Below are 14,197 nucleotides of genomic sequence, written 5' to 3'. Positions count from 1 at the left end.
CGTGAGCGCGTCGGGCGCCGGGGACGTCTGGGCGGGCATCGCCCAGGTCGCCACGCTCGTCCTGCTGCTCGTCGTCGCGTACCGCCCCCTCGGCGACTGGATGGCCCGCGTGTACACGCCCGTCCGGCACAACCGGGTGGAGCGCGGGGTCTACCGGCTGATCGGGGTCGACCCGGACGCCGAGCAGTCGTGGCCGGTGTACCTGCGGGGCGTCCTGCTCTTCAGCGCCACCGGGCTCCTGCTCGTGTACCTGCTGCAGCGCATCCAGGTCGTCCTGCCCGGCGACCTCGGACTCCCCGCCGTCGGACCGTCGCTCGCGTTCAACACCGCGGCGTCGTTCGTCGCGAACACGAACTGGCAGTCGTACTCGCCCGAGGTCACGGTCGGCTACACCGTGCAGATGGCCGGCCTCGCGGTGCAGAACTTCCTGTCCGCCGCCGTCGGCCTGGCGGTCGCCGTCGCCCTGGTGCGCGGCTTCGCACGCCGCAAGTCGGGCACGCTCGGCAACGTCTGGGTGGACGTCGTCCGCGGTGTCGGCCGGCTGCTGCTGCCCGGTGCGTTCGTCTTCGCGATCGTGCTCGTCGCCGGTGGTGTCGTGCAGTCGTGGGGGAGCGGCACCGACGTCACCACGCTGCTCGGCGGCACGCAGCACATCCCGGACGGCTTCGTCGCCTCGCAGGAGGCGATCAAGGAGCTCGGCACGAACGGTGGCGGCTACTTCAACGCGAACTCGGCGCACCCGTTCGAGAACCCGCAGGCGTGGACGAACCTGGTCGAGGTCTTCCTCATGCTCGTCATCCCGTTCTCGCTGCCGCGCACCTTCGGTCGGCTGGTCGGCGACGACCGGCAGGGGTACGCGATCCTCGCCGTGATGGGCGCGATCTTCCTCGTGTCGCTCTCGGTCATGTCGATCGCGGAACTCGGCGGAGCCGGGGTCGCGACGCAGGCCGCCGGCGCGGCGATGGAGGGCAAGGAGACCCGGTTCGGGATCCTCGGCACGACGCTGTTCGGCACCACGTCGACCGCCACCTCGACCGGTGCGGTGAACGGCATGTTCGACAGCTTCACGCCGATCGGCGGGATGATGGCGATGCTCAACATGATGCTCGGCGAGGTCACCCCGGGCGGTGTCGGATCCGGCCTGTACGGGATGCTCGTGCTCGCGGTCATCACGGTGTTCATCGGCGGCCTGCTCGTCGGCCGCACGCCGGAGTACCTCGGCAAGAAGATCCGCGCCAAGGAGATGACCTTCGCGGCGCTGTACATCCTCGTCACCCCGAGCCTGGTGCTCCTGGGCACCGGTCTGTCGCTCGTGATCCCGGGCGTCCGCGAACAGGTGCTCGGCACGTCGATCTTCAACCCCGGCAACCACGGCCTGTCCGAGCTGCTCTACGCGTTCACCTCGGGCGCGAACAACAACGGCTCGGCCTTCGGTGGGCTCACCGCGAACACCACGTGGATGAACTCCGCGCTCGGCGTCGTGATGCTGCTCGGTCGCTTCGTCCCGATGGTGTTCGTCCTGGCGCTCGCCGGGTCCCTCGCCGCCCAGGACCGGGTGCCCGAGACCACCGGCACGCTGCCCACCCACCGCCCGCTGTTCATCGGGCTGCTCGGCGGCGTCGCCGTCATCGTCACCGCACTCACCTACTTCCCGGTGCTCGCACTGGGCCCGCTCGCAGAAGGACTGTCATGACCGTGACCACCGAGCCGGAACCGCGCACCGCTGTGGAGCCGGCCACCCGCTCGTCCGCATTCGGACCCCGCCAACTGGTGGCGGGCCTCCCGGGCGCGCTGCGGAAGCTGGACCCGCGACTGATGTGGCGGAACCCCGTCATGTTCATCGTCGAGGTCGGCGCGGCGCTGACGACGGCGGCGGCCGTCGTCGAGCCGTCCGCCTTCACGATCGCCATCGCCGTGTGGCTCTGGCTCACCGTCCTCTTCGCCAACCTGGCGGAGTCGGTGGCCGAGGGCCGGGGCAAGGCGCAGGCCGACACCCTGCGGAAGACCCGCTCGACCACGAGCGCCCGCCGGGTGGTCGGGTACTCGCAGGCCGATGCGGCCGCGACGGCGAACGAGACCGAGGAGGTCGCATCCGTCGACCTGGCCAAGGGCGACGTGGTCGTCGTGGTCGCGGGCGAGGTGATCCCCGGTGACGGCGACGTCGTGGACGGCATCGCGTCGGTCGACGAGTCGGCCGTCACGGGTGAGTCCGCTCCGGTCATCCGCGAGTCCGGCGGTGACCGCAGCGCCGTCACCGGCGGCACCCGCGTGCTGTCCGACCGGATCGTGGTGCGCATCACGTCGACCCCGGGTGAGACCTTCATCGACCGGATGATCCGTCTGGTCGAGGGTGCGGCACGGCAGAAGACGCCGAACGAGATCGCGCTGAACATCCTGCTGGCCTCGTTGTCGATCGTCTTCGTGATCGTCTGCCTGACCATGCAGCCCATCGCGGGGCTCGTCGGCGCGACCGTCAGCGTGCCGGTGCTCATCGCCCTGCTCGTCTGCCTCATCCCGACCACCATCGGGGCCCTGCTCTCGGCGATCGGCATCGCCGGCATGGACCGGCTCGTGCAGCACAACGTGCTCGCGATGTCGGGCCGTGCGGTCGAGGCTGCCGGGGACATCACGACGCTGCTGCTCGACAAGACCGGCACGATCACGTACGGCAACCGCCGGGCGTCGCGCGTCGTGCCCGTCCCGGGCGTGAGCGAGTCCTCCCTGATGGAGGCCGCCGCGCTGTCGAGTGCCGCCGACGGGACGCCCGAGGGTCGCTCGATCGTGTCGCTCGCCGCGGACGCCGGCGTGACGCCGGACCTGCCGGCCGGCGCGGTCGAGGTGCCGTTCACGGCGCAGACCCGCATGTCGGGGCTCGACCTGCCGGACGGCTCGCAGATCCGCAAGGGTGCCGCTGCCGCAGTGCTCGCCTGGGCGGAGACCTCCGAAGCCGGTCTGGTCAGTGCGATCGACGCCAGCGTCGCCGAGATCTCCGACCAGGGCGGGACACCGCTCGTCGTCGGTCGGCGGAACGCGTCGGGCACGGTCGAGCTGCTCGGCGTCGTGCACCTGAAGGACGTCGTCAAGGACGGCATGGCATCCCGCTTCGCGTCGTTGCGCGAGATGGGGATCCGCACGGTGATGATCACCGGCGACAACCCCCGCACCGCCGCGGCCATCGCGAAGGAGGCCGGCGTCGACGACTTCCTGGCCGAGGCCACCCCGGAGGACAAGCTCGCCTACATCAAGCGGGAGCAGGAGGGCGGCAACCTCGTCGCCATGACCGGTGACGGCACCAACGACGCCCCGGCCCTGGCGCAGGCGGACGTCGGCGTCGCGATGAACACGGGCACGACGGCGGCGAAGGAGGCGGGCAACATGGTCGATCTCGACTCCGACCCGACCAAGCTCATCGACGTCGTCCGCATCGGCAAGCAGCTGCTCATCACCCGCGGTGCCTTGACCACCTTCTCCATCGCCAACGACGTCGCAAAGTACTTCGCGATCATCCCGGCGATGTTCCAGGCGGCGTTCCCCGGGCTCGCGGCGCTCAACATCATGGGCCTGCACAGCCCGTCGTCCGCGATCCTGTCGGCGGTCATCTTCAACGCGCTCGTCATCGTGGCGCTCATCCCGCTGTCCCTGCGTGGCGTCAAGTACCGCGCCGCCGCAGCGTCGTCGATCCTCGGCCGCAACCTGCTCGTCTACGGGCTGGGCGGCGTGGTCGTCCCCTTCATCGGCATCAAGCTCATCGACCTCGTGGTCGGTCTCATCCCGGGGTTCTCGTCATGACACTTCGTTCCACCGTCCGATCCGCCGGTGTGGCGGTCCGCCTCACCCTGCTCGCCACCGTCGTCCTGGGCGTCGGCTACCCGCTCGCCGTCTGGGGGGTCGGTCAGGGCGTGTTCCACGACCAGGCGAACGGCTCGATGGTCCGGGACTCCTCCGGCGAGGTCGTCGGCTCGTCGTTGGTCGGCCAGTCGTTCGCCGGGGAACAGGCCGACCGCTGGTTCCAGTCGCGCCCCTCCGCCGCGGGGGACGGGTACGACGTGCAGAGCTCGTCCGGCTCGAACCTCGGGCCGAACAACCCCGACCTGCTCCAGGCCGTGCAGGAGCGTCGTGCCGCCGTCGCGGAGGCCGACGGGGTGCCGGTCGCCGACGTCCCCGCCGACGCGGTGACGGCGTCCGGTTCGGGCCTCGACCCGCACATCAGCCCCGAGTACGCGGCGCAGCAGGTGGCGCGGGTGGCTGCCGCGCGGGGGCTGTCGGAGGCCGACGTCCGTGCGCTCGTCGAGTCGCACACGGCGTCGCGGCAGCTCGGGGTCCTCGGCGAGCCCGTCGTGAACGTGCTCGCCCTGAACCTGGCGCTGGCCGAGGCGTCCTGATCGTGGGCGGCCCGGCGCGGGTGCGCTGCGCACAACCGAAGTCGCGCGGAACCGCGGGATCGCACGGCGCGGATCCACTTTGGTTGTGCGCAGCCCCCGCGCCGGCCCGCCGACGCGAGAGGATGAGCACGTGAAGCGCGGGAAGCTGCGGGTCCTGCTCGGTGCGGCGCCCGGTGTCGGCAAGACCTACACGATGCTCGAAGAGGGGCGTCGGCTGCTCGACGAGGGTCGCGACGTGGTCGTGGCCGTCGTCGAGACGCACGAGCGCGCCGCCACCGCAGCGCTGGTGGACGGGCTCGAGGTCGTGCCACGCCGCACCGTCGTGCACCGCGGGGTCGAACTCGACGACCTCGACCTGGACGCCGTCATCGCCCGGGCACCCGAGATCGCCCTCGTCGACGAACTCGCGCACACGAACGCCCCCGGTGGCCGGCACGAGAAGCGCTGGCAGGACGTCGAGGCGCTCCTCGCCGCCGGGATCTCCGTGGTGAGCACCGTCAACGTGCAGCACATGCAGTCCCTCGGTGACGTCGTGCGCGAGATCACCGGCACCGTGCAGCGCGAGACCGTCCCCGACGCCGTGGTGCGTGCGGCCGACCAGATCGAGGTCGTGGACCTCGCCCCGGCGGCCCTGCGCGAGCGGCTCTCCGACGGGCTCGTGTACCCGGCGGCCCGGATCGACGCCGCGCTGTCGAACTACTTCCGACTCGGCAACCTCACCGCCCTGCGCGAGATCGCCCTGCTCTGGCTCGCCGACGAGGTCGACGACGCGCTCAAGGCCTACCGCGCCGAGCACGGCATCGAGCACCGGTGGGAGACCCGCGAGCGGGTGCTCGTCGCCCTGACCGGCGGCCCCGAGGGCGAGACCCTGCTCCGCCGCGGGGCGCGCATCGCCGCCCGGAGCGCCGGTGGTGAGCTCGCCGCCGTGCACGTCACCACGAACGACGGGTTGCGCGAACGGCACCCGGGTGCCCTCGGCACCCAGCGCACCCTGCTCGAACAGCTCGGTGGCACGTACCACCAGGTCGTCGGCGACGACGTGCCGAGCACCCTCGTCCGGTTCGCCCGCTCGATCGACGCCACCCAGATCGTGATCGGCGTGAGCCGCCGCAGTCGTCTGGCGGCCGCCATGACCGGTCCCGGCATCGGCAACACCGTCATCCGTGAGTCCGGCGACATCGACGTGCACGTCGTCACGCACGAGCGGGCCGGCGGTGGGATCACCCTGCCCAAGCTCGGCGGCAGCCTGTCGCGCGGCCGGATCGTCGCCGCGTTCGTGCTCTCGCTCCTGGTCGGCCCGCTGCTCACGTGGGCGCTGTCGTTCGGCAGCGACCCGGACGCCATCACCGTGGACGTGCTGGCGTACCAGCTGCTCGTGCTCGTCGTGGCACTCGTCGGCGGGATGTGGCCGGCGGTCTTCACGGCGGTGCTGTCCGGCCTGAGCCTCGACTACTTCTTCGTGCAACCCCTCTACATGGTCACCGTCCAGCAGCCGTGGCACCTGTTCGCCCTGGTGATGTACGTGATCAGTGCGGTGCTCGTCAGCTTCGTGGTCGACCGGTCCGCCCGGCGGTCGCGTGCGGCACGTCGGGCATCGGCCGAGTCCGGGCTGCTGATGGGCATCGCCGGCAGCGTGCTCCGCGGCGACGACGCCCTGCAGGCCCTGCTCGACCGCACCCGAGAGGCCTTCGGCTTCGCCGGGGTCCGGATCCGCCAGGGCGACGAGGTGCCGGCCACGTCCGGGACGTTCGGTGCGACGCCGGACGCGACCACGAGCCTCCCGTCCGGCGCCGTCCTGGAGTTCGCAGGCGCGCCCGACGACCCCACCCAGCGCCGTCTGCTGCGCGTCGTCGAGCAGCAGCTCGACGCGGCCGTTGAGCACCGCGAGCTGACGCGGACGGCCGTGGGCGCCGAGCGCATCGCCGCCGCGGACCGCGTCCGCAGCGCGCTGCTCGCGGCCGTCGGCCACGACGTGCGCCGACCCATCGCAGCGGCCTCCGCCGCCGTCCAGACGCTGCGTGCGCCCGACATCGAGCTGTCGCGACCCGACCGGGAGGCGCTGCTCGCGACCGCCGACGAGAGCCTCGGTCAGCTGGCGGTGCTGTTGGCCGACCTGCTCGACGTCAGTCGTGTCCAGGCCGGTGTCCTCGCGGTCACCCCCGCGTCGATCGCGCTCGAGACGGTGGTCGCCCCCGCACTCGACGAGCTCGAGCTCGGCCCCGACGACGTGGACCTCGACCTGCCCGCCGACCTGCCGCCGGTGCTCGCCGACCCGGTGCTGCTGCAGCGGGTCGTCGTGAACCTGCTCGCGAACGCCGCGCGGTACGCGCCCGACGGCACCCACGTCCGGGTCGCGGCGAGCGCCTTCGCCGGCGGGGTCGAACTCCGTGTCGCCGACCACGGCCCCGGCATCCCGGAGGACCGCCGCGGCGAGGTGTTCCAACCGTTCCAGCGCCTGGGTGACACGGACAACGACACCGGGCTGGGACTCGGGCTGGCGCTCGCGCGCGGGTTCACCGAGGGCATGGGCGGCACGATCGAGGTCGACGACACCCCGGGCGGTGGGCTCACCGTGGTGGTGCGCCTGCCGATCGCCGGGCACGTGGGAGTGGAGGTCCGATGAAGGTCCTGATCGCCGACGACGACGCGCAGCTCGTCCGGGCGCTCGCCGTCACGCTCGCGGCACGGGGGTACGACGTCGTCACCGCCAGGGACGGACGCGAGGCCATCGACGCCGTCATCACGGAACGCCCCGACCTGGTGCTGCTCGACCTCGGGATGCCCCGGCTCGACGGCATCGGTGTGCTCGAGGGCGTCCGTGCCTGGTCGCAGGTGCCGGTCCTGGTGCTCTCCGGCCGGACCGACTCGTCGGACAAGGTCGACGCGCTCGACGCCGGGGCCGACGACTACGTGACGAAGCCGTTCCAGATGGACGAGCTGCTCGCCCGGCTCCGGGCACTCGGGCGGCGGCGGGTGGTGGCGTCCGAGGAGACCCCGACCATCGCGATCGGCTCGCTGCTCGTGGACCTCGTCGCGAAGCAGGTGACCCCGGCCGAGGGGCCCGCCATCCGACTGACGCCCACCGAGTGGCGCCTGCTCGAGGTCCTCGTGACGAACCCGGACCGCCTGATGACCCGCGAGATGCTCCTGACCGAGGTCTGGGGTCCGACGCACGGCAACGACTCCGGGTACCTGCGGCTCTACATGGCCCAGCTGCGGCGGAAGCTCGAGCCCGATCCCGCGCACCCCCGCTACCTGGTCACCGAGTCCGGCATGGGCTACCGCTTCGCCTCCGCAGGCGTCACGCCCGGGAACTGAAGGCCGCGAGCTCCGCCCGGGTCCGGGCACCGTGCTTCCGGAGCAGGTTCGCCACGTGGTACTTGACGGTGTTGACGCTGATGCCGAGTCCGTCGGCGATCTCCCGGTTGCCGACACCCGTCGCGACGAGTCGGAGCACCTCGCGCTCCCGCGGGGTCAGGTCACCGTCGTCGGCCGCGTCCACCTCGGTCGGGCGGGGGTCGAGCGGCAGCGTGATGTCGAGCACGGACCCCCACCCCGGTGTGCTCGCCACCTGCACCCGGCCGTCGAGCGTGACGACCCGTTCGGCGATCGGCCGCATCGCGTCGTCGTGCACGTCGAGGGTGCCGGAGCCGTCGTCGCGGAGCTGCATGAGCAGGTTCCGGCCGTCGCAGTCCCACTGGATCCGTACCCGGTCCGCCGCACCGTCGTCGACGAGCGCGAGCACGGCGGTGCGGACGATCGCCCGGGCCGCGTGGGCGACGTCGCCGGGCAGGGCACGACCGGTCGCGGGCGGCTCGACGAACTGCACGTCGAGGTCGCCGAACCGGACGAGGGGCCGCAGGTCGGCACGGAGCCGCGAGAACGCCCCGGTGACGGGCTCGAGCAGGGTGCTGCGCTGGTGGTCCGTCTCGGTGCGCAGGTCGACGAGTGCGGCGGAGGCGATCTCGACGGCCTCGGCGCGGGCGGCAGCGTCGGACACCCGCGAGGACCGCAGGACGGCCAGCACGGACTCGAGCGTCAGGGCGTGCCGGTCGGCCTGCTCGGCGACGGTCCTGGCGTGGTCGGCGGCGGCGAGCCGACCGGCGGACCCGTCCCGCGCCTCCAGGTCGGGTGCTGGTGCGTCCATGGGAGCCGAACCTACCCGTCCCACCCGTGCGGACAGGCCCACCCGATCGGACGGGCAGCCCGCCGACGCGGGTAGCGGTGCGGCGGAGCCCGCGACGGGAGGATCGACGGCATGGCAGCAACCACCGTCTCCGCAGCGCTCGACCTGGTCGTCCGCGAGGTCGGCGACCTGGCGGCACGCCTCGACGACGCTCCCGCGCAGCGTGCCCTCGACCTGATCGAGGGTGCGGACCGGGTGTTCGTGCACGGCGCCGGGCGCTCCGGACTCGCCCTCCGCATGACGGCGATGCGCCTCATGCACCTCGGGCTCGATGCACACGTCGTCGGCGAGGTCACCACTCCGGCCATCCGTCAGGGTGACCTGCTCCTCGTCGCGAGCGGCTCGGGCACGACCACCGGCATCGTCCAGGCCGCGCGGACCGCGCACGAGGTCGGCGCATCCGTCGTGGCGCTCTCGACCACCGACGACTCCCCGCTCTCCGAGCTCGCCGACGTCACGATCGTGCTCCCCGCCGCGACCAAGACCGACCGCTCCGGAACGGCCTCGGCCCAGTACGCCGGTGGCCTCTTCGAACAGGCGGTCGCCCTGGTGGGCGACGCCGTGTTCCACGCCCTGTGGACCCGAGGCGGGCAGTCCGCCGACGACCTCTGGCCCCGCCACGCCAACCTCGAATGAAAGGCATCCCCATGCAGCTCCAGTTCGCCATGGACACCCTGACCACCGAAGCCGCCCTCGAGCTCGCCGCCGCGGCCGCGCCGCACGTCGACGTCCTCGAGCTCGGCACGCCCCTGATCAAGAGCGCCGGCCTGTCCGCCGTCACCGCGATCAAGGAGGCCCACCCCGACAAGATCGTGTTCGCCGACCTCAAGACGATGGACGCCGGTGAGCTCGAGGCCGACATCGCGTTCTCGGCCGGTGCCGACCTGGTCACCGTGCTCGGTGTGGCCGGGGACTCGACGATCGCCGGCGCGGTGAAGGCCGCCAAGAAGCACGGCAAGGGCATCGTCGTCGACCTGATCGGCGTCTCCGACAAGGCCGCCCGTGCCCGCGAGGTCGTCGAGCTCGGCGCCGAGTTCGTCGAGGTCCACGCCGGGCTCGACGAGCAGGCGGAGGAGGGCTTCACGTTCTCGACGCTGCTCGACGCCGGCAAGGAGTCGGGTGTGCCGTTCTCGATCGCTGGCGGCGTGAACGCGTCGTCGGTCGCCTCGGTCCAGGAGGCCGGTGCCCGCATCGCCGTCGCCGGCAGTGCGATCTACAGCGCGTCGGACGTCGGCGCAGCCGCCGCCGAGATTCGCGCCGCGATCAAGTAGCGCGTCACGGTCGCCCGTCCGGGCGACACCGAGTGAGCAGAAGACGTCGAGTGCGACCACCGCACCCGGCGTCTTCTGCTCTCTCGCTGTGTCGGGTGCCCGCAACACCGCGCCTGCCGAGCGGTAGCGTCGGCGTGTGACGATCACACTGCGCCGGGTGACGCCGGACGACTGGGAGACCTGGCGGCCGGTCCGACTCGCGGCGCTCGCCGACTCCCCGGGAGCCTTCGGCTCGACGCTCGCCGACTGGGCAGACGCTCCATCGCACCGGCGGCGGGCCCGGCTCTCGATGCCCGGAGCGCTCGACCTGCTCGCCCAGACCGAGGACGGTTCCGTCGTCGGCATGGTGAGCGGGGTGACGGGCGAGGACCCAGGTACCGCTGGACTGATCTCGATGTGGGTCGACCCAGCCGCCCGGGGCCGTGGGATCGCCGCTGCGCTCATCCGTGCCGTCGCAACCTGGGCTGCCAGCACCGGAGCGCACCACCTCGAGCTGTCGGTTGCGTCGGACAACACCGCGGCCCGCCGCACGTACGAGCGCTGCGGCTTCACCGCGGTCGACGAGCCTGGGGACGCCCTGCCTGGCGGGCGGCGCGAGGTCGTGATGCGCCGTGACCTCACCGCCGAGCGCACGCTCGACGCCTACGAACGCGCGGCCGATCGCTACACGGATCGCACGGACGACCACCGCGCCGGCCTCGTCGACGACCTGCTCGCGCTCGTCCCCGTCGGGGCGCGGGTGCTCGAGCTCGGGTCCGGCCCGGGGCGGGGCGCCCTCGCGCTCGAGGCCGCCGGGCTCGTGGTCGACCGAACGGACGGCGCGCGGTCGTTCGTCGAGACGCTGCGGAAGCAGGGGCACGAGGCACGCCTGCTCGACGTGCGCTCGGACGCGTTCGGCGGCCCGTACGACGCCGTGTTCGCGAACGCGGTGCTCCTGCATGTCGCACGGACGGAGCTCGGGGACCTCCTCGCTCGCCTCCGTGAGGCCGTGCAGCCAGACGGCGTGCTGGCCGCGACCGTGAAGCACGGCGACGGCGATGCGTGGAGCACCCGGAAGCTCGACCACGCCCGGCACTTCACCTACTGGGCGCCAGAGCCCCTCGCCGAGCTCGTCGCCCGCTCCGGGTGGGCCGACGTCGACGTCCGCGAGACGACGCGTCCGGAGGCCGACGAGCGGTGGCTCACCGTCGTCGCACGGCGCCCCCGGGAAGCAGGGACGCCGTGAACCGAGCACTGCGCGTGAGCACCTGGATCGTCGCCGTGCTCGTGCTGCTCGCGGTGGTGTTCCTCGTCTGGGCGCACATCGTCATGCAGGGCACCCGCAGCGCGGCCCTGCAGGTCTGGCGCGACGACCGGGTCGCGGTGCGGGACGCGGGGGACTCGGTCGTGATGACGCCGACCGGGCAGGCCGACGGCGTCGGGATCGTCTTCATCCCGGGCGCGAAGGTCGACCCGTACGCCTACATGGCGACGTTCCGCCAGGTGGTCGCGAGCGGCACGACCGTCGTCATCACGAAGCCGACGCTCAACCTCGCGTTCTTCGACACCCGTCCGCTGTCGACGTTCCAGGCGCACGCGCCCGAGGTCGCCCGCTGGGCGGTGGGCGGACACTCCCTCGGCGGGGTCCGCGCGTGCCAGCTCGCCCAGGACGCCGACGGCCTGCTCCTGCTCGGCAGCTACTGCGCCGACGACATCAGCCGTTCGTACGTCGACGTGCTGAGCGTGTCGGGCTCACGCGACGGGCTCTCGACCCCGGCGAAGGTCGACGCGGCGCGGCACCGGCTGCCGTCCACCGCGACCACGACCGAGGTCCAGGGGGCGAACCACGCCGACTTCGGCGCCTACGGCGACCAGCCGGGCGACCGGACGGCGGCCATCAGCCCTGCTGATGCCCGCCAGCAGATCTCGGACGCCATCGAGGTCTGGGTGCGCGACCTGCGCTGATCAGCCGCGACGACCGGCGGACGCACCACGGGCCTCCAGACCGTCTGCCTGGAGGCCCGTGGTGCGTGCGCGTCAGCGGATCACGCCCGCCTCGTGGTCGCGTCCGGAACGGCGCCCGGTGAACCGAGCGACGAAGTACAGCACCACACCGACGGCCAGCAGGATCGCCGCGTACAGCCAGACCTGACCGCTCTGCTGCGTGAGCAGCAGGATGCACGACAGTACGCCGAGCACGGGCACGAAGGTCCAGACCTTGAAGTGGTCGTGCTCGACGCGGTCGCGGCGGAGCACCAGGACGGCGACGTTCGTGCTGATGAACACGAAGAGCAGCAGGAGCACGACGGTCTCCGCCAGCACACCCACGTCACCGACCAGGGTGAGGAGCATCGCGACGACGGTGGTCGCGACGATCGCGGTCCACGGGGTCTTGCGGTTCGGCAGGACCTTCGCGAGCAGGGCGGGCAGGAGCCGCTGTTCGGCCATGCCGTAGGTGACACGGCTCGCCATGATCATCGTGAGCAGCGCGCCGTTCGCGACGGCGACCAGGGCGATGAGGCTGAACACCCAGTCCGGGATCGGGACTCCGGTGGCGGAGACGACGGCGAGCAGCGGGCCGCTCGACTCGGTCAGCTCCGAGGCCGGCAGGGCGATCGCGCTGGCGAGGGCGACGAGGACGTAGACGACGCCGGCGGTGGCGAGGGCGCCGAACAGGGCCTTCGGGTAGACCCGGCGGGGCTCGCGGACCTCCTCCGCGATGTTCGCCGAGGTCTCGAAGCCGACGAACGAGTAGTACGCGACGATCGCGGCGCTCAGGGTGGCGAGCGCGGGGTTCGCCTCGGCCGGGAAGGCACCGATGCGCGACACGTCACCGCCACCGCCACCGAGCATCACGGCGACGACCACGATGACGATGACCAGGCCGGAGACCTCGATGATCGTCATCACGACGTTGCTCCTGAGCGAGTCCGAGATGCCGCGGGCGTTCAGGCAGGCGATCAGCGCGAGGAACACGATCGCGGTCGGCACCGGGGGCAGGTCGACGAAGGTGCCGAGGTAGTCGCCGGCGAACGCGAGCGACAGGCCCGCGGCGCTCGTGACACCGGCGGCGAGCATGCTGAACCCGACCAGAAACGAGACGATCGGGGTCTTGTACGCCCGCTCGGCGAACACGGCGGCGCCACCCGCCTTCGGGTACTTCGTCACGAGCTCGGCGTAGGAGCCCGCGGTGAGCAGGGCGAGCAGGAGCGCGAGGACGAGCGGTGCCCAGAGCGCCCCGCCGACGTCCTTCGCCAGGGTGCCCATCAGGGCATAGATCCCGGCGCCGAGCACGTCGCCGAGGATGAAGAGGTACAGCAGCGGTCCGGTGATCGCCTGGCGGAGCTTCGACGGGGAGCCGTCGTGCGGCGGTGCCGCGGTGTCGCTGGTCATGGTGGTGCCTTCCGTCCGGGACAGCGTGCCGGTCCGGTCATCGGTGGATGCACAGGAGAGCCGGTGAACGCGGTGGTCCTCCACACCCGGCCGGTCGCCGGTGCGCTCCACAGGCTGTCGGCGCGCCGCAGCGTGCCACCTGGAGCGGTCCTAGACTCGTCGGGAGCCACACGTCCACCACCAGTCCCCCGGAGGACCGCAGATGACGACGCAGGACCAGCGCACCCCCGCGCGACTCGCCGACCAGCGAGCGCTCCTGTTCGACCTGGACGGGGTGCTCACCCCGACCGCCGACGTGCACATGCGCGCGTGGAGCCGACTCTTCACGCCCTACCTCGCCGCTCACGGCGTCGCGCCCTACACGGAGCAGGACTACTTCGACTCGATCGACGGCAAGCCGCGGTACGACGGCGTCCGCACCCTGCTCGCGTCGCGCGGCATCGTGCTGCCCGAGGGCACCCCCGACGACGACCCGACCGCGGACACCGTGTGCGGTCTCGGCAACCGCAAGAACGCGGAGTTCACCGCCGAACTCGACGAGCACGGGGTCGAGCCGTACCCGGGGTCACTGCGGTTCCTCACCGCCGCCATCGCCGCGGGGATGTCCGTCGCGGTCGTCTCCAGCTCGGCGAACGCCACCTCGGTGCTCCGGACGGCCGGCATCCTCGACCGCTTCCCGGTCGTCGTCGACGGGCTCGTCGCGCGACAGGACGGCCTGACCGGCAAGCCCGCTCCCGACACCTACCTCGATGCAGCCGGTCGGTTCGGCCTGACGGCGGCGGAGTGCGTCGTCGTCGAGGACGCCACCAGCGGGGTCGAGGCCGGCCGGAACGGGGCGTTCGGCCTGGTGATCGGTGTCGACCGCGGTGCCGGTGCCGACGCCCTGCGCGAGCACGGTGCCGACGTCGTCGTGACCGACCTCGCCGACCTGCTCGACGAGCTGCCCGCGCCCACCACGACGTAGGCCGAGCAGCCGGACCGACGCA

At 72.2% G+C, this 14,197-nt stretch carries 12 protein-coding genes; 10 read left to right on the top strand and 2 right to left on the bottom strand.

Annotation, left to right across the window (positions count from 1 at the left end; all coding sequences use genetic code 11):
* The first annotated feature begins 1 nt into the window (after position 1).
* The 5 genes from kdpA to I8920_RS15015 all read left to right on the top strand — a co-directional run bounded on the left by kdpA (position 2) and on the right by I8920_RS15015 (position 7,700).
* Positions 2-1,693, top strand: coding sequence for a potassium-transporting ATPase subunit KdpA (gene kdpA / locus I8920_RS15035; protein ID WP_198657066.1), 1,692 nt, complete (start codon positions 2-4; stop codon positions 1,691-1,693).
* Positions 1,690-3,789, top strand: a complete 2,100-nt coding sequence (gene kdpB / locus I8920_RS15030; protein WP_198657065.1) for a potassium-transporting ATPase subunit KdpB — start codon at positions 1,690-1,692, stop codon at positions 3,787-3,789. Before kdpA ends, kdpB begins: the two co-directional genes overlap by 4 nt.
* Positions 3,786-4,382: a potassium-transporting ATPase subunit KdpC gene (gene kdpC / locus I8920_RS15025; RefSeq protein WP_198657064.1), complete on the top strand. Its 597-nt coding sequence runs from the start codon at positions 3,786-3,788 to the stop codon at positions 4,380-4,382. Before kdpB ends, kdpC begins: the two co-directional genes overlap by 4 nt.
* A 130-nt stretch (positions 4,383-4,512) precedes the next feature.
* Positions 4,513-7,005, top strand: a complete 2,493-nt coding sequence (locus I8920_RS15020) for an ATP-binding protein (RefSeq protein WP_225558274.1) — start codon at positions 4,513-4,515, stop codon at positions 7,003-7,005.
* Positions 7,002-7,700: a response regulator gene (locus I8920_RS15015; RefSeq protein ID WP_198657062.1), complete on the top strand. Its 699-nt coding sequence runs from the start codon at positions 7,002-7,004 to the stop codon at positions 7,698-7,700. Before I8920_RS15020 ends, I8920_RS15015 begins: the two co-directional genes overlap by 4 nt.
* Here I8920_RS15015 and I8920_RS15010 read toward each other — a convergent pair.
* On the bottom strand, positions 7,684-8,529 hold the full coding sequence (locus I8920_RS15010) for a helix-turn-helix transcriptional regulator (protein WP_198657061.1): 846 nt from the start codon (positions 8,527-8,529) through the stop codon (positions 7,684-7,686). The genes I8920_RS15015 and I8920_RS15010 overlap by 17 nt on opposite strands.
* Before the next feature lie 111 nt (positions 8,530-8,640).
* On the opposite strand from I8920_RS15010, the gene hxlB reads away from it, so the two are divergent.
* The 4 genes from hxlB (at position 8,641) to I8920_RS14990 (ending at position 11,783) form a co-directional block, all read left to right on the top strand.
* Positions 8,641-9,204, top strand: a complete 564-nt coding sequence (gene hxlB, locus I8920_RS15005; protein WP_056072118.1) for a 6-phospho-3-hexuloisomerase — start codon at positions 8,641-8,643, stop codon at positions 9,202-9,204.
* Positions 9,205-9,215: 11 nt separating this feature from the next.
* Entirely contained in the window at positions 9,216-9,839 is a 624-nt protein-coding gene (gene hxlA / locus I8920_RS15000; protein WP_198657060.1) for a 3-hexulose-6-phosphate synthase, read from the top strand.
* A 136-nt stretch (positions 9,840-9,975) separates the two neighbouring features.
* Positions 9,976-11,064 (top strand): bifunctional GNAT family N-acetyltransferase/class I SAM-dependent methyltransferase, encoded by a 1,089-nt coding sequence (locus I8920_RS14995; protein WP_198657059.1) that lies wholly within the window; start codon positions 9,976-9,978, stop codon positions 11,062-11,064.
* Positions 11,061-11,783, top strand: a complete 723-nt coding sequence (locus tag I8920_RS14990) for an alpha/beta hydrolase (protein WP_198657058.1) — start codon at positions 11,061-11,063, stop codon at positions 11,781-11,783. The genes I8920_RS14995 and I8920_RS14990 overlap by 4 nt, the downstream gene beginning before the upstream one ends.
* Before the next feature lie 72 nt (positions 11,784-11,855).
* Here the strand turns inward: I8920_RS14990 and I8920_RS14985 are convergent, their stop codons facing one another.
* Positions 11,856-13,211 (bottom strand): APC family permease, encoded by a 1,356-nt coding sequence (locus I8920_RS14985; protein WP_198657057.1) that lies wholly within the window; start codon positions 13,209-13,211, stop codon positions 11,856-11,858.
* Between the two features lie 202 nt (positions 13,212-13,413).
* Between I8920_RS14985 and I8920_RS14980 the strand changes: the two genes are divergently transcribed.
* Positions 13,414-14,175: an HAD family hydrolase gene (locus tag I8920_RS14980; RefSeq protein ID WP_198657056.1), complete on the top strand. Its 762-nt coding sequence runs from the start codon at positions 13,414-13,416 to the stop codon at positions 14,173-14,175.
* The last annotated feature ends 22 nt before the right edge of the window (positions 14,176-14,197 follow it).

Origin of the sequence: Curtobacterium sp. YC1 (genome assembly GCF_016267665.1) — a bacterium.
GTDB lineage: Bacteria > Actinomycetota > Actinomycetes > Actinomycetales > Microbacteriaceae > Curtobacterium.
The sequence above is the reverse complement of the archived record's forward strand: the minus strand, read 5'-3'. Positions and strand labels throughout refer to the sequence as shown.